At 62.9% G+C, this 21,624-nt stretch carries 15 protein-coding genes; 11 read left to right on the forward strand and 4 right to left on the reverse strand.

All coding sequences use genetic code 11. The features are described from left to right. Positions 1–18: 18 nt before the first annotated feature. Positions 19–5,802 (forward strand): type I secretion C-terminal target domain-containing protein, encoded by a 5,784-nt coding sequence (locus AB5Y98_RS07650; RefSeq protein WP_368231653.1) that lies wholly within the window; start codon positions 19–21, stop codon positions 5,800–5,802. A 295-nt stretch (positions 5,803–6,097) separates the two neighbouring features. Then, the gene (locus tag AB5Y98_RS07655; protein WP_005297781.1) at positions 6,098–7,042 is read left to right on the forward strand and encodes a chemotaxis protein CheV; all 945 of its coding nucleotides are present in this window, start codon (positions 6,098–6,100) and stop codon (positions 7,040–7,042) included. A gap of 85 nt (positions 7,043–7,127) precedes the next feature. On the opposite strand, the gene AB5Y98_RS07660 is transcribed toward AB5Y98_RS07655, so the two are convergent. After that, entirely contained in the window at positions 7,128–7,727 is a 600-nt protein-coding gene (locus AB5Y98_RS07660; protein ID WP_029304382.1) for an arylesterase, read from the reverse strand. On the opposite strand from AB5Y98_RS07660, the gene AB5Y98_RS07665 reads away from it, so the two are divergent. Together AB5Y98_RS07665 and AB5Y98_RS07670 are read left to right on the forward strand one after the other, a co-directional pair. After that, the gene (locus AB5Y98_RS07665) at positions 7,726–8,439 is read left to right on the forward strand and encodes an ABC transporter ATP-binding protein (protein WP_024941418.1); all 714 of its coding nucleotides are present in this window, start codon (positions 7,726–7,728) and stop codon (positions 8,437–8,439) included. The genes AB5Y98_RS07660 and AB5Y98_RS07665 overlap by 2 nt on opposite strands. Continuing rightward, a complete protein-coding gene (locus AB5Y98_RS07670) occupies positions 8,439–10,886 on the forward strand; it encodes an ABC transporter permease (protein WP_139431704.1) in 2,448 nt (815 codons plus the stop codon). The genes AB5Y98_RS07665 and AB5Y98_RS07670 overlap by 1 nt, the downstream gene beginning before the upstream one ends. Before the next feature lie 93 nt (positions 10,887–10,979). Here the strand turns inward: AB5Y98_RS07670 and AB5Y98_RS07675 are convergent, their stop codons facing one another. Beyond that, the gene (locus AB5Y98_RS07675) at positions 10,980–11,885 is read right to left on the reverse strand and encodes a TIGR01777 family oxidoreductase (protein WP_368231654.1); all 906 of its coding nucleotides are present in this window, start codon (positions 11,883–11,885) and stop codon (positions 10,980–10,982) included. A 246-nt stretch (positions 11,886–12,131) separates the two neighbouring features. Between AB5Y98_RS07675 and AB5Y98_RS07680 the strand changes: the two genes are divergently transcribed. Continuing rightward, positions 12,132–13,664 carry a cyclic diguanylate phosphodiesterase gene (locus AB5Y98_RS07680; protein WP_017785965.1) on the forward strand — a complete coding sequence of 511 codons (1,533 nt, stop codon included), beginning with the start codon at positions 12,132–12,134 and terminating at the stop codon, positions 13,662–13,664. Between the two features lie 65 nt (positions 13,665–13,729). On the opposite strand, the gene AB5Y98_RS07685 is transcribed toward AB5Y98_RS07680, so the two are convergent. Further along, positions 13,730–14,911 carry a PLP-dependent aminotransferase family protein gene (locus AB5Y98_RS07685; protein WP_139723939.1) on the reverse strand — a complete coding sequence of 394 codons (1,182 nt, stop codon included), beginning with the start codon at positions 14,909–14,911 and terminating at the stop codon, positions 13,730–13,732. A gap of 194 nt (positions 14,912–15,105) precedes the next feature. After that, positions 15,106–16,173, reverse strand: coding sequence for a M28 family metallopeptidase (locus AB5Y98_RS07690; protein ID WP_017779439.1), 1,068 nt, complete (start codon positions 16,171–16,173; stop codon positions 15,106–15,108). Positions 16,174–16,521: 348 nt separating this feature from the next. Between AB5Y98_RS07690 and trmB the strand changes: the two genes are divergently transcribed. The 6 genes from trmB (at position 16,522) to AB5Y98_RS07720 (ending at position 21,575) form a co-directional block, all read left to right on the forward strand. Beyond that, entirely contained in the window at positions 16,522–17,235 is a 714-nt protein-coding gene (gene trmB / locus AB5Y98_RS07695) for a tRNA (guanosine(46)-N7)-methyltransferase TrmB (protein ID WP_010632994.1), read from the forward strand. Positions 17,236–17,249: 14 nt separating this feature from the next. After that, positions 17,250–17,582, forward strand: a complete 333-nt coding sequence (locus AB5Y98_RS07700; protein ID WP_005297793.1) for a YggL family protein — start codon at positions 17,250–17,252, stop codon at positions 17,580–17,582. A 123-nt stretch (positions 17,583–17,705) separates the two neighbouring features. Beyond that, on the forward strand, positions 17,706–18,626 hold the full coding sequence (glsB, locus tag AB5Y98_RS07705) for a glutaminase B (RefSeq protein WP_026142053.1): 921 nt from the start codon (positions 17,706–17,708) through the stop codon (positions 18,624–18,626). Positions 18,627–18,654: 28 nt separating this feature from the next. Next, a complete protein-coding gene (locus tag AB5Y98_RS07710; protein ID WP_368231655.1) occupies positions 18,655–19,947 on the forward strand; it encodes a rhodanese-like domain-containing protein in 1,293 nt (430 codons plus the stop codon). A 119-nt stretch (positions 19,948–20,066) separates the two neighbouring features. Beyond that, a complete protein-coding gene (locus tag AB5Y98_RS07715) occupies positions 20,067–21,251 on the forward strand; it encodes a S8 family peptidase (protein WP_368231657.1) in 1,185 nt (394 codons plus the stop codon). A gap of 114 nt (positions 21,252–21,365) precedes the next feature. Further along, positions 21,366–21,575 (forward strand): YgdI/YgdR family lipoprotein, encoded by a 210-nt coding sequence (locus AB5Y98_RS07720; protein ID WP_010632998.1) that lies wholly within the window; start codon positions 21,366–21,368, stop codon positions 21,573–21,575. Positions 21,576–21,624: the final 49 nt, after the last annotated feature.

Raw genomic sequence — 21,624 nt, forward strand, 5'->3', positions numbered from 1 at the left:
GCGACCGGCGCACCGACCGTGGTCATCACCGAAGATGCCGACAACGACGGCGTCATCAGCCGCAGCGAACTGAGCGGTCAGGTCAACGTCGAGGTGAGCCTGCCGGCCGAGGCCAAGGCGGGGGACACCCTCAAGGTCAGCGGCCAGGCCGATCGCCTGCTGAGCGAGGCCGACATCACGGCCGGCAAGGTGGGCTACGAGTTTGACCGTCCGGTGGACGGCGCCACCCTGACCGTGACCGCCACGATCATCGACGCGGCGGGCAACGAGTCCCAGCCGGGCAGCGACAGCGCGGTGATGGGCGACACCACCGCGACCGGCGCACCGACCGTGGTCATAGTTGATGATTCCAACAACGACCAGCTGCTGACTAAAGAAGAGATCGGCAATGATCAGATCCAGGTTCGGGTCGAGGTCAGTGATAGTGACTTGATGGCGGGTGGCAAGATAATCTTGACCATCAACAACGGTAGCACCGAAAACTCGGTCGAGCTGAAGCTGGCAAATGGTGTGTTGATGCTGACAAGCGGGCAGCCGGCAAATAGCTTTGTTTACAACAATGGCACCATCAGCTGGACGGAGATGATCCCGGCCAACGGCAAGTCGTTGACGGTGACGGCGACCCAGACCGACAAGGCGGGCAACGTCTCCCTGCCGGGCAGCGACAACGCGCAGATCCTGAATGAAGCGCCGGAGACGGCGAACCAGCAGGCAAACGGTCAGGAAGATGCCACCAGTATCGCCATTCCGACCCTCAGTGGCAGCGACATTGATGGCAACGTGGTGAGTTTCATCATCAAGAGCCTGCCTGCCAATGGCATCCTCTACCTGAACGGTGTGGCGGTGACGGTTGATCAGAGCATTGCTGTGGCTGATGCTGGCAAGCTCACCTTCACTCCGAATGCGAACTGGAACGGCAACACCACCTTCAACTATGCGGCGGTAGACAACGACGGTGCCGTGGATATGAGCCCCGCAACCGTGACCATCAAGGTGGATGCGGTCAACGATCTGCCGACACTGACCATCTCCAACGGGGCTGTCGTCTCCGAAGAGGGGCTGGCAAATGGCATTGCCGATACGGTCGGCAACCCGGATACAACCAACGCCACCAAGGCGTCCGGTACCCTCTCGGTGGGTGACATTGACAGCAGTACGCTCAACATCTCCCTGAACGGGCCGGCAGACCTGACGTCCGGTGGGGTTCAGGTCCAGTGGCGCTGGGACGCGGGCAGCAAGACGCTGGTCGGCTACACGGGGGCGATTGGCGGCGCCGATTACAAGGCTGTGGTCGAGGTCAAGCTGACGGCACCCAATACCAGCGGTAAGGGAGAGTGGACCTATGACGTGTCCCTCAAGGGTCCCCTCGACCACGCGGATACGACCTCGGAAGACAAGTTGTCGTTTCAGCTGGATGTAGAGGTTTCCGATGGCAGCGGCGTCACCAAGAGCACTCTGGATGTTATCGTCGAGGACGACTCACCGGTGGCTGGCGACATGGCGGCCGTCTCTGTCATCAAGACCAACATCCCGGATACTCTGACCGGCCTGTTTGATCTGACCAAGTACAGTGGCAGCAACCAGACGACCCTGAACGTGAGCGGCTTCAGCATCACGGCGCTGGGCTTTACCTCGTCGACCAACTCGGCCATGACGACGGCCAATGTCAACGGTTCCAGCGCCGGCCTGGGGGTTTCCAGCGTCGGTTCACCGAACCACAACCTCGCCAACGAGGTGGACTTCCGCCACTTCGCAGACGGCACTTCGGCATCCGAGCAGCTGATCATCAAGCTGGATGCGGGCAAGGTGGCCTATGGCGCCAACATCAAGTTCAGCCAGATGTTCGGTGGCGAGCTGGAGAGCGGGGTGGTCGAGTTCTACCGCGGCGGCGTGCTGATCGGTACCCAGACCTTCAGTTCCAACGCGGCGGGTGGCGACTATGCCGGTAACTTCCAGGTGCAGCAGGGTGGCTTCGATACCATGGTCATCAAGGCCACCAACAATGGTAACGGCCTCTACGCCGACAACAGCGACTTCACCGTGAAGAGCATCGAGTTCCTCGGGGCGACCACGGCACCGGCCATCGCCTACGGTTCCGGCACGGTTACCCCGCAGTGGGGCGCCGACGGCAAGGGCTACATGCAGCTGGTCGGTTCCACCGAGACCGGGCTGACCACGGCGACCGGCAAACTGATCACTACCTCGATGGAATCGGCCAATACCCTGATCGGCACGGCCAGCGATGGCACCCTGGTGTTCCGTCTGGAATTTACCCCGGCCACCGGCAAGTGGGAGTTCTTCCAGTATCAGAACATGTCCAAGCCGCTGGGCGATGGCGACATCGACTTCCAGGTCAAGGTGGTGGATGGCGACGGCGACTACAGCCTGGGCTCTTTCGCAACCAAACCGCTGTTTACGCCCATCGTGCAGTCGGTCTCCAGCGAGAGCGCGACCGAGGGGGGCAACCTGCTGCACACGGTAACGCTGTCGGATGCGACCCAGGAAGCGACCCAGTATGACTTCAACATCAAGGGCAGCGGCGCCAATCCGGCCTCCAGCCTTGATTGGGGCACCGCCCAGTTCAGCAACGGGGTGACCTACAACAGCACTACCGGCAAGATCACGGTACCGGCCGGGGTGTCGGGCTTTACTGTGACCATCCCGACAGTGGACGATCGTCTGGTCGAGGCGAATGAAACCCTGACCGTGACCGTTGGTGGCCAGAACGGCACCGGTACCATCATCGACAACGATCGTGCGCCGGTGACCACGGGTGGTTACAGTGCCGGCAAGGAAGATACGCCGCTGGTGCTGAAGTGGGCCCAGTTTGGTGCCAGCGATGATCAGGCAGCCTCCGACCTGAGCGTGCAGATCAATACCCTGCCGCTGAACGGCAAGCTGGAGTACCTGAACGCAGCCGGCCAGTGGATTGCGGTGAAGGTGGGGGATCTTGTCTCTTACGCCGATATCGACAACGGTCACCTGCGCTTCGTGCCGGGCCTCAACGAGTCGAGCACCAATGCCAGCAACGGCAATGACGTCGTGACCGGCAACCTGCAGGGCGACTACGCCAGCTTTGGTTACCAGATCAGCGACGGCGCCAACCTGAGCAACAGCGGCAAGCTGGTGATCGATATCGCGTCGGTGGCGGACAAGCCGGTGGTCGACATCAGCCTGACCGGCAACGGTGTACCGCTCTATAGCCAGTACCCGTCGTCCGGCATCTCCACCGGGGCGTTCCAGAGCGGCAACTTCAACAAGGGCAGCTTTGGCATCACCAGCAGCTTTACCGACAGCACCACCACTCAAGACAGCGTGGTGGGTACCAGCGGCAACGACTACATCGTCAGCGTCAAGGGCGGCGGAGATTACTTCGTCGGCGGTGCGGGCAATGATGTGCTGGTTGGTGGCAACTCCACCTCAGGTGACACCCTCGACGGCGGTACCGGCAACGACATTCTGGTAGCCGGGCTGGGTGGCGACACCCTGTATGGCGGCGCCGGTACCGACCTGGCCGTGCTGATGGGCTCGCGTGCCAACTATGTCATCGAGCGCAGAAGTGACGGCGGTTTCAACTTCCTGGTCAAGGAGAACGGCGTCACCATCAGCAAGTCGCTCTACGACATCGAGCTGGTGCAGTTTGATGACGGCATCTACCAGTTCAACCAGACCGACGGCACCCTGACGGCGGTACCGCCCAGCTTGGTGGATTATCCGCTCGAGATCAGCGCCTCCCTGACCGACCGGGATGGCAGCGAACAGTTCGACAGCCTGGTGCTGACCGGCATGCCGACGGGGTCGACTCTGTATCAGGGCTCCACCGTGCTTGGCACAGTGGGGGCCGATGGCAAGCTGACGCTGACCGGTCTGTGGAACCAGAGCGCGCTGGACGTCAAACTGACCGGTCTGACCCTGCGGGTGCCGGGCAGCAGTGCCGGCCAGTTCGACCTCAAGGTCGAAGCCATCGCCAAGGAAGTGGCGACCGATCAGACCAGCAGCGCATCGGATCAGGATTCGATCCGCATGAGCTACTTCCTCTCTACCGAAGGGGAGCCGGGCGATCAGAACCGTACCTATGGCAGTGAACACAATATCGTGGTCGGGGATCTGGATGGCAGCGTGGTGCTGCCGGGCCAGAACTACAACATCGCCTTTATGGTCGACAGCTCGGGCAGTATCGGCACCAGTGCCATGAACACCATCAAGAGCCAGCTGGCGCAGGTGTTTGCAACCCTCAAGACCAGTGCCGGTACTGAGGGGGCGGGCAAGGTCAACATCTTCCTGGTGGACTTCGACAGTCAGGCCAACAAGTCCATCAGCGTAGACTTGAAGGATCCCAATGTCCTGACCAAGTTGCAGGCCGTGCTCGACAGCATGGACGGCAGTTACTGGAATGGTGGGGCGACCAACTACGAGGATGCGCTCAAGACAACCTCCAACTGGTTCAACAGCGACACCGCCAAGAACAACGCCAATGCGAAGAACCTGGCGTACTTCATTACCGATGGGGCACCAAACACCTATTACGACTATGAAGATACCAACCCGATCGTGAATACGAAGACCAACGAGCGTCTCGATTCGTTTGTCAACGTCAACAACTATGTGCCGGGTGAAGCCTTCTACGCCAACATCGGCGGCACCAACCGGGTGCTGATCGATGCGAATGGCAATGTTCAGAAGTGGTCGCAGGGCAATAACAACAAGTGGAGCTCGACCACCATCGGGACCTTGAAGGCACAGGGGGATGGTACCTTCGAGATCTCTACCTCCTATGACAGCAACTACTGGGCATTGCAAAACGCGCTGGCTGTGCTGCCGCTTCTGCTGGCCAATAACGTGACGCTGGAAGCGATCGGCATCGGCAGCAACGTCTCCATCGATACCCTGAAGCTGTTCGACAGTGATCAGATTGTGCAGTCCAACGTGTCAGCCAACGACCTGGCTAACGCCATTCTGGGTACCTCGGTGAACAACTTGCCGGGCAGCGACCGGATCGACGGCGGTGCCGGTGACGACATCCTGTTCGGTGATGCCATCCACTTTGCCGGCATCAACGGTGAAGGCTACGCGGCCATCAAGCAGTATGTGGCCGGCAAGCTGAGCGCAGGCTCGGTGACCGATGCCCAGGTCCATGACTACATCACGGACCATGCCAGCGAGTTTGATCAGTCCTCCAGCAACGACAAGGCAGACGTGCTGATCGGCGGCGATGGCAACGACATCCTGTTCGGTCAGGGTGGCGATGACTTCCTGTTTGGCGGTGCCGGCAACGACATCCTGTTCGGTGGTGCCGGCAACGACACCCTGTATGGCGAGAGCGGCAACGATACCCTGTACGGTGGCAGCGGCAACGACACCCTGTTTGGCGGTAGCGGTGACGATACCCTGAGCGGTGGTCTGGGCAATGACATCCTGGTCGGCGGGCTTGGCAATGACATTCTCAAGGGGGATGGTGGTGCCGATACCTTCACCTGGCTGCAGGGCGACACAGCTGCGGGCAGCGTGGCCAAAGACTACGTGGTCGACTTCTCCAAGGCGGAGGGTGACAAGCTGGATCTGAGCGACCTGCTGGATCACGACGGTTCTCGCAACCAGAACGATCTGAAGAGCCTGCTCTCGGTCTTCCAGGACAGCGAAGGGGTTCACCTGCAGGTCAAAGAGAGCAGCGCCGCCCCCGTGACCCAGGAGATAGTTCTGATGAACCACACGTTCGACAGCCTCACCGGCAGCGCGTCGGCCACCTCGTCCCAGGTGATCGACTACATGCTCAATAACAACATGCTGGATATCGACAAGTAATCCGGTCGACCCCAGGCAAAAAGCGGCAGAGCAATCTGCCGCTTTTTTTATGGATGGAGCTATCGGGCTGGCTCGATGCTTACCCCCAAAGGGAGGTGAATGTGCGCCAGGAGCGGGAATTTAGGTGAATGACTACTGACAGGCTTGAAGAGAGCATGGGCGCGAGCGGGGTCTCGCTTTTTTTAATCAAGTTCAGCCATCATCTGGCCGACATAGGATAAGAATACGGGTCGTGTTGGGATTCTGACCCTTCTATACTATGGCGAGACTCGGGCAACGGACGTAAGGGCTTTATATGGCGAGCATATTGGATTCGGTGGATCAGCGTACCCAGTTGGTAGGGGAGAACCGCCTGGAGCTGTTGATGTTCCGTTTGGGATCCCAGCAGCTGTTTGCGATCAACGTGTTCAAAGTACGGGAAGTGGTCAAGCTGCCTCACCTCAACAAGATGCCCGGTGCACACCACAACATCAGCGGGGTGGCCAACATCCGTGGCACCTCCATTCCGGTGATCAACCTGCGCAGCGCCATCGGCATGCGCCCCATGCCCATCGATGCCGAGTCCAACCTCATCATCACCGAGTACAACCGCACCATTCAGGGCTTTCTGGTCGGCCAGGTGGCCAACATCGTCAACATGACCTGGAAGGACATTCTGCCGCCACCGCGCTCGGCCGGGCGGGCGAACTACCTGACCGCCATCACCCGCATCCCGGAGGATGGTGTTGACCAGATCGTCGAGATCATCGACGTGGAGAAGGTGCTGGCCGAGATCATCACCTACGACATCCGCATCTCGGAAGAGGTGCTGGATCGGGATATCCTGCCGGAAATGCATGGCCGCAAGGTGCTCATCGTCGACGACTCCAGCACGGCTCGCAACCTGGTGCGCGAGACCCTCGGCCAGTTGGGACTGGAGGTGATCGAATGCCAGGATGGGCTGCAGGCGCTCAACCTGCTCAAGGGGTGGTGCGATGCGGGCAAGAAGGTGACCGACGAGATCCTGCTGATGATCACCGATGCTGAGATGCCGGAGATGGACGGCTACCGGCTGACCCACGAAATTCGCAGCGATGCCCGCATGTCCGATCTCTTCATCACCCTCAACACCTCTTTGAGTGGCAACTTCAACGAGGCCATGGTCAAGAAGGTGGGCTGCGATCGCTTCATCTCCAAGTTCCAGCCAGACTTGCTGGTTGGCGTGGCTCAGGAACGGCTGCGCCAGATCCTGGAGCGCTGATTCAGGAGCAATAAAGAATCCCGCCAAGGCGGGATTTTTTATTGGGCCGTTAGACCCGGATGGCGGACGAGGCGCCATGGCAGACTCATTGGGTCAGCAGCGGCTCGATGAAGCTGGCCACCCGGTCGCGGATCTGCGGCTGAGCGGCGGCGGTGGGGTGGATGCCATCGTTCATCATGAGTTCAGGGCGCAGCGCAATATCATCCATGAAGAAGGGCATCAGCGGCAGCTGATTGGCGCTGGCCAGTTCCGGGAAGATCTGCTCGAACTGGCGCAGGTAGCGGGCGCCGTAGTTGCGGGGCAGCTGGATCTGGGTCAACACGGTTTTTACCTGTTGCGCCTTGGTCAGGGCCACCATTTTGGTGAGATTGTCCCGGGTGATGGCCGGTGCGAACCCGCGTAGCCCATCGTTGCCACCCAGTTCGATCAGCACCCAGTCCGGTTGATGTTCCTTGAGCAGGGCGGGTAATCTGGCCAGCGCCCCTTGCGTAGTTTCACCACTGATGCTGGCATTGATAAGCTGATGTTTACCCCCCTGTTGCTGCCATTTCTGATTGAGCAGGGCAGGCCAGCTCTGCTCCGCCGGCATCTGATAACCCGCACTCAGGCTGTCGCCCAGCACCAGCAAGGTCTGGGCCTGCACCGATGACACCAGGCAGCACAAGGCAAACAGGAAACGCGTCATGAATTCAACTCCCATTATCAACGTCAAGGGCCTGGGCAAGACAGTGCGCCTGGGCCAGGAAAGCCTCACCATCCTTGAAGGGATCGACCTGCAAGTCAATAGCGGCGAAACGGTGGCGCTGGTCGGTGCCTCCGGCTCCGGCAAGTCTACCCTGCTGGGGCTGCTGGCCGGGCTCGATCTGCCGAGCCAGGGGGATATCGAGATCCTCGGCCAGTCGCTGTTGAAGCTGGACGAGGAGGGGCGTGCCCGACTGCGGGCCGAGCAGGTGGGGTTCATCTTCCAGTCTTTCCTGCTGCTGCCCACCCTGAGCGCGCTGGAGAACGTCATGCTGCCCGCCGAGCTGCGCGGCGAGACCCGCTGCGAGCCGCGGGCCCGCGAGTTGCTGGCGGCGGTCGGCCTCAGTGAACGGCTGCACCATCTGCCACCGCGTCTCTCCGGCGGCGAGCAGCAGCGGGTCGCCATCGCCCGCGCCTTCATGACGAAGCCCAGCCTGCTGCTGGCCGATGAACCCACCGGCAACCTCGACAGCAAGACCGGGGAGCGGGTGATCGAGCTGCTGTTCGAGCTCAACCGCGAGCACGGCACCACGCTCGTGGTGGTGACCCATGATCACGACCTGGCCCGGCGTTGCCAGCGGCAGCTGGTGATGGCGGCGGGGCGACTGGAGGCGGCTGCGTCAGCATCCGAAGACACAAGAGTCAGGGAGTTGTGATGAGTCAGTGGCGACTGGGATTGCGCCTGTTGCGGCGCGAAGGATTCAACGGCGAGCTGCGCTGGTTCGTGCTGGCGCTGGCGCTGAGTGTGGCCTGTGTACTGAGCGTGGCCTTGGTGGCGGATCGGCTGGATGCCGGGCTCAAAGCCTCGGGGCGAGACTTTATCGGTGCCGACCGGGCGCTGCGCTCGGCCACGCCGGCGCCGGCCGTCTGGCTCGAACAGGCGGCCAAAACGGGTCTGGCGGTGCAGACCACGGTCAGCTTCAACAGCATGCTGTTTCATGGGGATGCTCTGCAGCTGGCCTCCATCCGCGCCGTGCCTGAGGATTTCCCCTTTTACGGCAAGCTGGAGCTGACCCCCCAGCGGGCGCCGGCGCCCGGCGAGATCTGGCTCTCCGCCCGGGTGATGCAGCTGCTGGCGGCCAAGCCGGGGGATGAGCTGGAAGTGGGCAATACGGTGCTCAAGGTGGCGGGAGTGTTGGGTCAGGAGCCGGATCAGGGCTTCAGCCCCTTCCTGCTGGCGCCGAGGGCGTTGATCCACAGCGCCGATGTGGAGGCGACCGGCGCCCTGCTGCCAGGTAGCCGCCAGCAGTGGCGCTACCTGTTCAAGGGCTCCCGCGAGCAGGTGGCCGAGTATGAACGCTGGCTCAAACCCAGGCTCAAGGCGGGGCAGAAGCTGATCAAGCCGGATGACCAGGGCTCTCAGGTGGGCCGCTCGCTGGCCAATGCCGAGCGCTTCTTCCGGCTCGCCTCCCTGGCCGGGGTGCTGCTGGGAGCGCTGGCCATGGGCATCGCGGTCCGTCACTTCGCCGAGCGCCAGACCAACATGGTGGCGCTGCTCAAGACGCTCGGCGCGTCGCGGCGCACGCTCTGGCAACTGATGGGCACCCTGCTGCTGTCGCTGACCCTGGCGGGCGCCCTGCTCGGTCTGGTGGCGGGCAGCGCCATGCAGTGGCTGACCCTGCATCTACTGGGCAACCTGCTGCCGGCCGATCTGCCGCCGCCGTCGTGGCGCCCCTTTGCGCTGGGGCTGGCAGTGGCCTTCTTCATCACCCTGCTGCTGGCCTTCGTGCCCTTCCTGCGTCTGCTCAAGGTGCCGCCGCTGCGGGTGCTGCGCCGCGAGCTGGAGGCGGGGATCCCGCCCTGGCTGGCGTTGCCGGTGGCGCTGCTCGGCCTGTTTGGGCTGGTGTGGGGCTTCACCGCCGATGCGACTCTGGCGTTGGGGCTGATCGGCGGCATGGGTCTGCTGATGGGGCTGTTGGCAGTGATCGCCTCCCTGCTGCTGCGACTGGGGCGGCGGGTACAGGGCCCCCATGCGCTGCGGCTGGCCATCAGCCACCTCTCCCGCGAGCGGGGCAGTGGTCTGTTCCAGCTGGCGGGCTTTGCGCTGGCACTCATGCTGTTCGGTCTGCTTTGGGCGGCACGGGTCGACCTGCTCGGCGAGTTTTCGGCCCGGCTGCCGGCGGATGCCCCCAACCGCTTCCTGGTCAACGTGGCAGACGGGGAGCGGGAGGGGATCCTGGCCGATCTGCGCCAGGCGGGGGCCATGACTTCGGACTTCTACCCCATGGTGCGTGGCCGGCTGGTCAGCATCGCCAGCGAGGCGGTGCGCGACACGGATGAAGATGGCCGCGAGGGGGTCAATCGCGAGCTCAACTTCACCACCACCGCCACCCTGCCGCCGGACAATACCCTGACCGCAGGACGCTGGCTGGACGGCCCCGGCCAGGTATCGGTGGACAAGGATCTGGCCAAGCGGCTCGACATCGCCCTTGGCGACACCCTGGGCTTTACCATCGAGGGGCGCAGTTTCAAGGCGAAGGTGACCAGCCTGCGGGCCATCAAGTGGGACAACATGCGCCCCAATTTCTACATGATCTTCTCGCCCGACGTACTGGCTCCCTTCTCCCAGACCTGGCTCGGCAGCTATCGTCTGCCGGAGCAGGGCCGGGTGGCCGAAGTGGAGCTGATCCGCCGACACCCCACGGTGAGCCTGATCGATGTGGACGATTTGATCGTGCGGTTGACGGCGGTGTCGGATCAGGTGAGCCGGGCGCTGGGGCTGATGCTGGGGCTGGTGACGGTGGCGGCGCTGCTGGTGCTGCTGACCCAGACCCAGGCCAGCATGGCCCATCGGCGCCGGGAGCTGCTGCTGATGCGCACCCTGGGGGCCGGCAGCGAGCTGCTCAGGAAGATGTTGCGCTGGGAGCTGGTTGCCAGCGGCCTGCTGGCGGGGCTGTGCGCCGCCATGGTGGTCGAGCTCTGCTCCCTCGGCCTGCAGTGGTGGTGGTTCGAGGGGCAGTGGCAGTTCCACTGGGCCATCTGGGCCGGTCTGCCGCTGCTGGGGGCCGTGCTGGTGACGCTGGCGGGGCAGGGTATGCAGCGCCAGCTGCTGGCGGGCACCCTGAGCGATCGGCTGCGGGGACTGGGACAGGGCCTGCTCTGATCACCGCATCCTGTACGGATGCCGCAAGGCACAATAATAATCAGCCCGGCCAATGGCCGGGCTGATTATTATCCGGTTGGCTGAAGAGCCCGGTCAGCGGGCAGTGCTCAGCAGATTGGCAAGGGCCTGGGGCAGTTCCGGGTAGGTGAAGTGGAAGCCGGCCTGCTGCAGACGGGTTGGCAGCACCCTCTGGCCGGTGAGCAGCAGATCGGCCGCCTCGCCCATCAGCAGCTGCAACAGGGGGGCTGGCACGAAGAAGAGGTGCGGCCGGTGCAGGGTGCCGGCCAGAGTCTGGCTGAACTCGCGGTTGCTGACCGGCTGGGGCGCCGTGCCGTTGAAGAGGCCGTCGCACTCCTCGTGATCCAGCAGGAACAGGATGGCGCGCACCAGATCCTGAATGTGGATCCAGCTCATGATCTGGTTTCCCGTGCCCATGGGGCCGCCGAGGCCGAGGCGATAGGGAGGCAGCATTCTGGGCAGGGCGCCGCCGTCGGTGCCGAGCACCAGCCCGATGCGCACGATGCAGACCCGGGTATGCTTGCTGCGGGCCTCGCGGGCCAGGGTTTCCCACTGCTGACAGAGCTGATGGGTGAATTCATCGTGAGGGGTCTGGCACTGTTCGTCCAGCGGCGCATCACCTTGGCGGCCATACCAGCCGATGGCGGAGGCGTTGATCAGCACCCTGGGCGGGGTGTCGGAGAGCTTGATGAGATCGACCAGCTGCTCTGTCAGCAGCCAGCGGCTGTCGCAGAGTTGCTGCTTGCGCCGCTCGCTCCAGCGGCCGGCGGCGATGGGTTCTCCCGCCAGGTTGATGACCGCATCCACGTCGTTGAGGTTGTCGAGCTGGTCCAGGGTATCGATCAGCTTGACGTCGTGGCCGAGCAGATCGTAGGCGCGGCTGCCCTGGCGGGTCAGCACCAGCACCTCGTGCGCTACCTTGAGGTGGGCCACCAGGCGGCGACCGATAAAGCCCGTCCCGCCCGTGATCAATATTTTCATATCCAGACTCCCTGACGCTGTTGGCTCTACTCTAGTGGGCCTGCGCAAGATGAACAAGCAACTGTTTTTGCAAAGATTATAATCGTCACTGCAGACGTGGGCGGCGCTCACCCAGGGTGTGAGCCGTCATGCCGCCTGCCCTGACGGGGCGCCTTGCCCTGTTGTCCAATGCATCAGAAGATGCTTGTCAGGAAAGGGGATAGGAGTAGACTCGTCCGCCTTTTCACCGTTGCAGCGAGGGGGAGTATGCCGTTTCGTCGTTTGAGGTTGCGCCAGTTTTATACCCGGCTGGGGGCGGCACTGCTGGCCGGCCTGCTGCCCCTGCTGCTCGGCGTGCTGATCGTCTCCTGGCAGACCTTTGCCGGCATGAAACAGGATGCCGAAGAGCGCCTGCTCCATGCTCGCAACATGCTGGAGCGCACCCTGGATCACGCTCACCAGGCGGCCGCCATGGTAGAGGGCAGCGTCGGGCGCCCCTGCGAGGAGGTGGTGCAGGGGCTGCGGGATCAGGTGGCCACCATACCGGACGTGCGCACCGTCAACCTGGCCAGGGGGGAAGTGGTCTACTGCACCTCGCTCTATGGCTCCTATCATGGCCCCTTCAAGCTGGCCGACTACGCCAACGGCCAGCTGGATCTGATGCGGGGCAACCCGGTGACCCCGGATCGGCCTCTGGTGGTCTATCGCCAGCCGGTGGGGGAGTACAGCGTGCTGGTCGGGGTCGACGGTTACTATCTGCACAACATCCTCGACATGCTCAGCCGCAACTCGCCGCTGACCCTGGTGATCGGGGCACAGAGCATGCTGGCCAACGGCCAGATCCATGACGAGGTGCCGCCCGTGGTGCTGGGGTCGCTGGAGCAGGTCTCCGGCAAGTACCCGTTTCGGGTCGTCACCGAGCTCTCCTATGACGAGTACGGCAGCCACATCTGGACCTACTCCCGCGCCAGCCTCATCATCTATCCCCTGCTGGGGCTGGTGGTGGGCTGTCTGGTCTACTGGCTGACCGGCCGCTCGACCTCTCCCTCCCAGGAGCTGCGGCGAGCGCTGGATCAGCGGGAGTTCATCCCCTACCTGCAGCCGGTAGTGACCGGTGACGACGCTCACTGGAGCGGCTGCGAGGTGCTGATGCGTTGGCAGCATCCGCGCCAGGGCCTCATCTCGCCGGATCGCTTCATCCCGCTGGCCGAAGACAGCGGCCTCATCGTGCCCATGACCCGCCTGCTGATGGAGCAGGTGCGCGAACAGTTCGCAGGCCGAGTGCACAGCCTGCCCAGAGGGTTCCACTTCGGCTTCAACATCAGCGCCAGTCACTGCAAGGATCTGAGCCTGGTGGAGGATTGTCGCCAGTTCATCAACGCGTTTCGGGAGAACCCCGTCAAGCTGGTGCTGGAGCTGACCGAGCGGGAGCTGATCGTGGCGGACGAGACGACCGACCGGCTGTTTGCCGAGCTGCATCAGCTGGGCGTCTTCATCGCCATCGACGACTTCGGCACCGGCCACTCCAGCCTCACTTACCTGCAGCAGTTCCAGGTGGACTTTCTCAAGATCGATCAGAGCTTCGTCGGCATGATCGGCTCGGATGCCCTCTCCAGCCATATCGTCGAGAACGTCATCGATCTGGCGACCCGGCTCGGTCTGCAACTGGTGGCCGAAGGGGTGGAGAACGAGGTGCAGGCCGCCTATCTGCGGGCGCGTCAGGTGACCTTCCTGCAGGGTTATCTCTTTGGCCGGCCGATGCCGATGAAGGAGTTTGCCGCCCTGCTGGCAAAGGCCTGAGCCAGCCCGCCACCCATAAAAAAACCAGCGACCTAGTCGCTGGTTTTTTTTCATCCCGAGGCCTGTCAGAGCATGCGGGCGAGGGCGCGGCACAGACGCTTGACCCCCTCCTCTATGGTGGTTTCATCCACGCAGGAGAAGCTCAGGCGCAGGGTGTTCTGGATCTCGGGGCGCACATAGAAAGGAGCGCCCGGTACGAAGGCCACCTTCTCCTTGATCGCCTCGTCAAACAGCGCCATGGCGCTGACGCTGGCGGGCAGGGTCAGCCAGAGGAACATGCCCCCTTCCGGTCGGGTATAGCTGACGCCAGGCGGGCAGTGACGGGCCAGGGCGGCCTCCATGGCGGCGCGCTGGCGGCCATAGACCTCCTTGATCTTCTCGAGGTGGGCGTCCAGCGAGTTGTCGATCAGGAAGCGGTGCAGCACTTGCTGGCTGAAGGCGTTGCTGTGCAGGTCTGTCGCCTGCTTGGCGATGGTGACCTTCTTGCGCAGCCAGTCCGGCACCAGCATCCAGCCGAGGCGGAAGGCCGGGACGACGGTCTTGGAGAAGGAGCCGAGCAGCACGGTATTGTTCGGCGCCAGCTTGGCGATGGGGGGCAGGTGCTCGCCCTCGAAGCGCAGCTCGCCGTAGGGGTCGTCTTCCACCATCAGCAGCTCGTGGCGTACCAGCCGCTCGGCAAGCGCCTCGCGATTGGCGCGGCTGTAGGAGACGCCGCTCGGGTTCTGGAAGTTGGGCACGCCGTAGAGCAGCTTGGCGTTGGAGCCGCTCGCCAGCAGCGCATCCAGCGCCGCCAGATCCAGCCCCTCTTCACCCAGGGTGATGGGCTTGAAGGCAGGTTGATAGACGGAGAAGGCCTGGATGGCGCCAAGATAGCCCGGCTCCTCGATGATGAGGTCTTGTCCCTCGTCGATCAGCACCTTGCCCAGCAGATCCAGCGCCTGCTGGGAGCCGCTGGTGATGAGGATGTTGTCCGGATTGACCTGCATGCCGTGGCGGGCCAGATAGCGGTCGGCGATGTACTGGCGCAGCGGGGCGAAGCCCTCGGTGGCCGCATACTGCAGGGCCGCGGCGCCCTGCTCGCGCAGCACGTCCTGGCAGGCCTGCTCGATGGCCTTGACCGGGAACAGGTGCGGATTGGGCAGGCCGCCGGCGAAGGAGATGATCTCCGGATTGGCGGCAACTTTGAGGATCTCGCGGATGAAGGAAGGTTCTACCTTCTCGAAGCGCTGGGCAAAAAAGGGCTGCATAGGATTCTCTCTGGCGTGGTGAGCGGTCGCTCCATTCGACCGCCAAGTTATCCGTTTGTATCAGATTTAAAAAATGAGGCAATGGCTGTAACAAAAATCGATAAAAAAGGGCAGGTTTGGCACCTGCCCGAATTTTATCGGCCGGGGAAGGCCGCGAGGCGTAAAAGCCCCGGTTCAGCGGCGAGATGGCAGGGTTACAGCCCCGGCTCCCTGAGGAAGCGGAGCATCAGCTCGGTGTTGGCGCCGAGTTGCTGCTGTACCCGGCCCGGGAACAGCTCGGCCATCTTGTCGAGGCGGTCATACTGGGTATGCCAGATCTTGCCCCACTGGGTTTCGCTGCCCCGATCGCAGGCGCTCTTGGTGGCCTCGTCGTAGCAGTCCCACAGCGCCGGATTGGTGGTCTGGGAGTAGCCGTCATAGCCATCTTCCCCGTTGATGGTGAAGTTGGTGGCCTCCACGTAGGCGACGGGCACCCCTAGGCAGGCGAACGGCGCATGATCGGACCAGCCGCCGGTCTCCCCCTCAGGGTAGCCATCATAGCTGGGATGAATGGCAAACGGGGTGGCGGTCTGTTTGGAGATGGTCAGCAGGCGATCCCGCACCTTGGGATCGAAGCTGTAGCGGCTCGGGTCGGCACACTTGTACTTGGCCACGTTGGAGTGGGCCGAGTGAACGTAGACGAGGTCGCCCCCGGCGATGGTGTCGTAGTTCACCATGGCCAGCAGCTTGGCAACGGCGGCGCTGTCGAGGCTGGCGGCATAGGCCTTGGAGCCGTTGAGGCCGTTCTCCTCGGCGCCAAAGAAGGCGAAGCGTACCGTGTAGGGCAGGGTCTGCCCCTTGAGTGCTTCGGCGACCGCCAAGAGGGCTGCGACCCCGGCACCGTTGTCGGTGGCTCCCTCGGAGCCCTGCTTGTCGCCTGTGCTGTCATAGTGGGCACCGATCAGGATCACCTTGTCGCTCTTGCCCTTGAGCTCGGCGACGAGGTTCTGGGAGGCCTTGCTGGTTCCGCTCTGGGTGTAGGTGAAGGGCTGGCGTTGCACCTCGTAGCCCCAGCCGGCCAGATGGTCCTGGATCCAGGCGGCGGCACGGGTCTCGGCCTCGCTGCCGGTGGGTCTGGCGCCGATCCCCTCGGCGGTGGAGCTCAGCTGCACCAGGTATTCATAGGCCTGCTCGGCGGCGGAGGGGGCCTGTGAATCGTTGCTGGAGGTGTTGCACCCGGCCAGCAGGGCTGTGATGGCAAACGCCAATGCTGTGTGTTTCATACTGCAATCCTTTGTTGTGTATGGTTTTATTTGCGCAGGTCAGGATGCGCCCGAGCCCCGGCAGATTCTGTGAACGGGGTGGCATTTGTCAATCGCGGTGGCGGAATTGGTCTGTGTCGGGGGATTTGTTGCGTGAAACACTTGCGCCTTGGGCCTATCTTGGGATAATTCGCTACCCTGTTTCGCCAAGCGATGAAATGACGAGCAATTTCGCGTTCATCGGCGAGGTGGAGCGATGAAACAACGAGCAATTCATCTCGGTCGTCTGTGACCAGCACGACGAGATAGCTAGCAATCCATTTATGTCGTCTGTGACCCAGACCGATGCAATAAACGAGCAATTTGATTATGCCTGTGACCCAAGATGTATTTAACGAAGACGGCAAGTTCATGCGCAAGATCCGCAGCTTTGTCCGTCGCGAAGGCCGCCTGACCAAAGGGCAGGAGAAGGCTCTGGAGGAGCTGTGGCCGGTCATGGGCATCGATTTCGCACCGGAGCCGCTCGATCTGGTTGCCCTGTTTGGCCGCGAGGCCCCGGTGGTGCTGGAGATCGGCTTTGGCATGGGCGCCTCCCTGGTGGAGATGGCCAAGAATGCCCCCGAGAAGAACTTCATCGGTATTGAAGTGCACTCACCGGGTGTCGGTGCCTGCCTTGGCACAGCCCAGGAAGCGGGGGTCACCAATCTGCGTGTCATCTGTCACGACGCGGTCGAGGTGCTGGAGCACATGATCCCGAACGGCTCGCTCGCCTGCCTGCAGTTGTTCTTCCCGGACCCCTGGCACAAGAGCCGTCACCACAAGCGCCGCATCGTCCAGCCGGCCTTTGCCCAGGACATTCGCCAGAAGCTGGCCATCGGTGGCGTGTTCCACATGGCCACCGACTGGGAAAACTACGCCGAGCACATGCTGGAAGTGATGAGCGCCGCCGAGGGGTACGAGAACACCTCCGCCACCGGTAACTGGGTGGCGCGTCCGGACTGGCGTCCGCTGACCAAATTCGAACAACGTGGCCACCGTCTCGGTCACGGGGTGTGGGATCTGATTTTCAAACGTGTCAACTAACTGAAGGAGCTATCATGGCCAATCGTAGCCGCCGCCTGCGCAAGAAACTGCGCGTCGATGAATTCCAGGAAATGGGCTTCGACATCAGTTTCAACTTCCCGGTCGGCACTGCCGAAGAGACCATCGATGCCGTAGTCGATGCGATGATCGATGAAGTGATCGAACCCCGCAAACTGGCCTTCGCCGGTTCCGGCCATCTGGCCTGGGAAGGGATGATCTGCACCCAGCAGCTGGGCAAATGCAGCGAAGAAGACCGCGCCGCCGTCAAAACCTGGCTGGAAGGCAAGGGGATGGAAGCCGTGGTGGTTTCCGAGCTGTTCGACCTCTGGTACGGCGAACCCGCCTGATATCAGGCCGGCTGTGGCAGGCGCCCCGGTTCGACAGCCTGCGACAGCAGATAGACAAGTCCCGCCGCTGGCGGGATTTTTGTCGGTGGTGATGGGATCTCCACGTTAGTTATGGAATCGCTTATGGTGTTGTCATCCGAATTACTGGCCAGCATCCTGGATGAGGTGCGCCCGCTGCTCGGACAGGGCAAGGTGGCCGACTATATTCCCGCACTGGCCCAGGTGCCGGCCGATCGGCTCGGGATCGCCGTCTGTACCGTGGAAGGGGAGCTGTTCACCGCAGGTGACGCCTTCGAGCCCTTCTCCATCCAGAGTATCTCCAAGGCCCTGAGCCTGACCCTGGCACTCACTCTCTATCAGGAAGAGGAGATCTGGGCCCGGGTCGGCAAGGAGCCTTCAGGTCAGCCCTTCAACTCCCTGGTGCAGCTCGAGTTCGAGCAGGGCATTCCCCGCAACCCCTTCATCAACGCCGGTGCCCTGGTGGTGAGCGATCTGCTGGAAACCCGCCTCACCGCCCCGCGTCAGCGCACTCTGGAGCTGGTCCGCCGCCTCTCGGGCAACCCGGCCATCATGGCGGATCAGGTAGTGGCCCGCTCCGAATATCAGCACTCCGCCCGCAACGCGGCCATCGCCTATCTGATGAAGGCCTATGGCAACTTCGAGAACGAAGTGGACAAGGTGCTGCAGAGCTACTTCAATGCCTGTGCCATCCGCATGAGTTGCGTCGATCTGGCGCGGGCCTTCATCTATCTGGCCAACCGTGGCGTGCCGCTTGGAGAAAGCTCCCCGCTGCTGCCGGCCCGCACCACCAAGCAGGTCAACGCCCTGCTCGCCACCTGCGGCCTCTATGACGAGGCGGGGGATTTCGCCTATCGGGTCGGTATGCCGGGCAAGTCGGGGGTCGGTGGCGGCATCATCGCCCTCATCCCGGGGGAATTGTGCGTCTGTGTCTGGTCGCCCGAGCTCAACAAGGCGGGCAACTCGCTGGCGGGCACGGCCGCGCTGGAACTGCTGGCCGAGCGTCTGGGCCGCTCCATTTTTTAACCTTGTCACTCTGAATCGAGAGATCACCATGAAACGAATAATGAGCTTGTTACGGGCCACCCTGGCGACCTTGTTGCTCTGGCATGCCCTGCCGACCCTGGCAGCCGAGCTGCCACCGCTCTCGCTGGCTGACGCCAAGGCCAAGGCGGCGGTCATTCTGGATACCCGGCCGAGCCAGTTCTACCAGGGCTGGCCCATGGAGGGCGAGCAGCAGGGCGGCCACGTGGCCGGTGCCGAGAACCTCTCCGCCGAGTGGAAGTACAGTGATGAAGAGTGGCCGACGGCGCTGGCAACCAAGGGGCTGCAGGCCGAGCGGCCGGTGGCACTCTACGGTGCTCCGCGCGAGGTGGCCGAAGTGGCCCGCCTGCTGCGCCAGCAGGGTATCAAGCAGCTGTTCGAGCTGCAGGGCTGGAAAAGTGCGCCGCGCGAGCATCTGGCTCGCTGGCAGCAGCTGGTCCATCCGCGCTGGTTGGCCGACCTGCAGGAGGGCAAGCCGGTGGTGGCTGCGCCCAAGGGCGACTGGAAGCTGTTCGAGGTGGCGTGGGGTTCACCCAAGGCCTATCTGCTGAGCCATATCCCGGGGGCCGGCTACATCGACACCAACCGGCTGGAAGAGGAGCCGCTGTGGAACAAGGTCTCTGACGAGGCGCTCAAAAAGCTGCTGCTGGAGAACGGCATCCGCCACGACACCACCGTCATCCTCTACGGTCGCAACACCATGGCGGCGGCCCGCGCGGCCCACCTGATGATGTATGCGGGCGTCGAGGACGTGCGGCTGCTGGACGGCGGCCTGGATGCCTGGTTCGTGCAGCACCTGCGTACCGAGACCGGGCTGGCCAACACCTTCAAGCCAGCCAAGGAGTTCGGCGTCGCCATCCCGGCCCATCCCGAGTACTACACCACCCTGAGTCAGGCCAAGGAGCTGCTCAAGCAGCCCGACGGCGCCCTGGTCAGCGTGCGCACCTGGGACGAGTTCGTCGGCAACACCTCCGGCTACAGCTACATCAAGCCGAAGGGCGACATTCCCGGCGCCAAGTGGGGTCGTGGTGGGGTGGATGCCAACAGCATGAGCGACTTCCACAACCCGGACGGCACCATGAAGCCGGCCCGCGAGATCCTCGCCATGTGGGATGAGTGGAACATAGAGCCGACCCAGCAGGCCGCCTTCTACTGCGGTACCGGCTGGCGCGCCTCCGAGGCCTTCTTCTACGCCTGGCTGATGGACTGGAAGCGGATCAGCGTCTACGACGGCGGCTGGTACGAGTGGAGTGCCGATCCCAAGAACCCCACGGTTACCGGCGAGCGCAAGCCAGCCAAGTAATTGATAATCCAGAGCAGGCCGGACCCATGTCCGGCCTTTTTGTTGCCGCATTCGTAGCACGGGCGAGGGGACACTACACTTTTTGCGAAGGGATATCAGATCGACGTGAGGAGTGACTGATGAAACGGATATGGATAGGCCTGCTGGTCGCGGGCGTGCTGGGACAGGGGGCGATGGCCGCCGAGCGGGCGCGTTATCTGGTGCAGCTCAAGCCGGGGGCGGAGGCGGCCGTACTGGCCCAGAGCCGGGGGATGGGCGGTGAGCTGGCCCTGGCGCTGAAGGAGCAAAATGCTCTGGCACTCTGGTTGCCGTCGGCCGCCGCCACGGCGCTGGCGCACAATCCCAACGTGCTCTGGGTGGAGCCGGATGCCAAGCGCTATGTCAGCGCCGAGACCCTGCCCTACGGCATTCCTATGGTGCAGGCGCCGCAACTGAGCGATGCCGCCGCCGGCGAAGTGCTGGTGTGCATCATCGACTCGGGTTACAGCATCAACCACCCCGATCTGCCGCACGACACCAATCTGGTACAGGGCTATGACGATGCCGGTACCGGCAACTGGGACAGCGACGAGAACAGCCATGGCACCCATGTGGCGGGCACCATAGCCGCCGTAGGGGGTAACGATCAGGGCGTGCTCGGGGTGTTGCCGAATCAGAGCGTGCCGCTGCAGATCGTCAAGGTGTTCGGGGCCAACGGCTGGGCCTACTCCTCCAACCTGGTGGGGGCGCTCAATGCCTGCAAGCAGGGGATGAGCAGCCGCGGCTTCACCCGCATGGTCATCAATATGAGTCTGGGGGGCAGCGTACCCAGCAAGACCGAAGAGAGAGCCTTCAACCAGGCCTACAGCCAGAACGTGCTGAGCGTGGCGGCGGCGGGCAATGCGGGCAACACCAGCAAGTCCTATCCCGCTTCCTACAGCAGCGTGGTGAGCGTGGCCGCCATCGATGCCAACAAGCAGCTGGCCTATTTCTCCCAGCGCAACGATCAGGTGGAGCTGGCCGCCCCCGGCGTCTCTGTGCTCTCCACAGTGCCGACCGGGTACGCCTACTACAGCGGCACCTCGATGGCGACGCCACACGTGGTCGGGGTGGCCGCCTTGGTCTGGTCGCAGCGACTGGAGTGCAGCAACGATCAGCTGCGCCAGACCCTGCGCAGCAGCGCCCAGGATCTGGGGGCGCTGGGGCGCGACAACAGCTTCGGCTACGGTCTGGTGCAGGCGAAGGCGGCCGCTGACAAGCTGGCGCTTGGCTGTGGGTCCGGGACCGGAGGTGGTGGCAGTAGCAAACCGGGTGGGCGCAAGTAACTGATTCTTGATGTTGATCCCGTTGCGGCAAGGGCGGCAAACGGGCTCATCTGGTTGAGCTAGGCTTCAGTCACCACCCTCGTGGTGAGGGTGAAGCGGGAGGCGAAACAGGCGATGAAGCAACTGATGATGATCCTGGTGTGTGCCCTGGCGTTGGCGGGGTGCAGCTCGCAATACATCATGAGCACCAAGGATGGCAAGATGATCACCACCGACAGCAAACCCAAGCTGGATGAGAGTACCGGCATGTACCGTTACTACGACACCGAGGGGCGGGAGGTGATGATCAAGAAGGATGACGTCACCCAGATCATGGAGCGTTGAGGCTCTGCTCAAGCAACAAGGGCTGCCCGCGGGCAGCCCTTGTCATTTT

It is taken from the genome of Aeromonas sp. s3 (assembly GCF_040907805.1).
GTDB lineage: Bacteria > Pseudomonadota > Gammaproteobacteria > Enterobacterales > Aeromonadaceae > Aeromonas > Aeromonas dhakensis.

Excerpts from the sequence above, each read along its gene's own strand:
- AB5Y98_RS07670 (WP_139431704.1), top strand. The coding sequence starts at position 8,439 with ATGAGTCAGTGGCGACTGGGATTGCGCCTGTTGCGGCGCGAAGGATTC.
- AB5Y98_RS07660 (WP_029304382.1), bottom strand. The coding sequence starts at position 7,727 with ATGACGCGTTTCCTGTTTGCCTTGTGCTGCCTGGTGTCATCGGTGCAG.
- AB5Y98_RS07720 (WP_010632998.1), top strand. The coding sequence starts at position 21,366 with ATGAAGCAACTGATGATGATCCTGGTGTGTGCCCTGGCGTTGGCGGGG.
- glsB (WP_026142053.1), top strand. The coding sequence starts at position 17,706 with ATGGTGTTGTCATCCGAATTACTGGCCAGCATCCTGGATGAGGTGCGC.
- AB5Y98_RS07715 (WP_368231657.1), top strand. The coding sequence starts at position 20,067 with ATGAAACGGATATGGATAGGCCTGCTGGTCGCGGGCGTGCTGGGACAG.
- AB5Y98_RS07655 (WP_005297781.1), top strand. The coding sequence starts at position 6,098 with ATGGCGAGCATATTGGATTCGGTGGATCAGCGTACCCAGTTGGTAGGG.
- AB5Y98_RS07700 (WP_005297793.1), top strand. The coding sequence starts at position 17,250 with ATGGCCAATCGTAGCCGCCGCCTGCGCAAGAAACTGCGCGTCGATGAA.
- AB5Y98_RS07710 (WP_368231655.1), top strand. The coding sequence starts at position 18,655 with ATGAAACGAATAATGAGCTTGTTACGGGCCACCCTGGCGACCTTGTTG.
- trmB (WP_010632994.1), top strand. The coding sequence starts at position 16,522 with ATGCCTGTGACCCAAGATGTATTTAACGAAGACGGCAAGTTCATGCGC.
- AB5Y98_RS07680 (WP_017785965.1), top strand. The coding sequence starts at position 12,132 with ATGCCGTTTCGTCGTTTGAGGTTGCGCCAGTTTTATACCCGGCTGGGG.
- AB5Y98_RS07665 (WP_024941418.1), top strand. The coding sequence starts at position 7,726 with ATGAATTCAACTCCCATTATCAACGTCAAGGGCCTGGGCAAGACAGTG.
- AB5Y98_RS07685 (WP_139723939.1), bottom strand. The coding sequence starts at position 14,911 with ATGCAGCCCTTTTTTGCCCAGCGCTTCGAGAAGGTAGAACCTTCCTTC.
- AB5Y98_RS07675 (WP_368231654.1), bottom strand. The coding sequence starts at position 11,885 with ATGAAAATATTGATCACGGGCGGGACGGGCTTTATCGGTCGCCGCCTG.
- AB5Y98_RS07690 (WP_017779439.1), bottom strand. The coding sequence starts at position 16,173 with ATGAAACACACAGCATTGGCGTTTGCCATCACAGCCCTGCTGGCCGGG.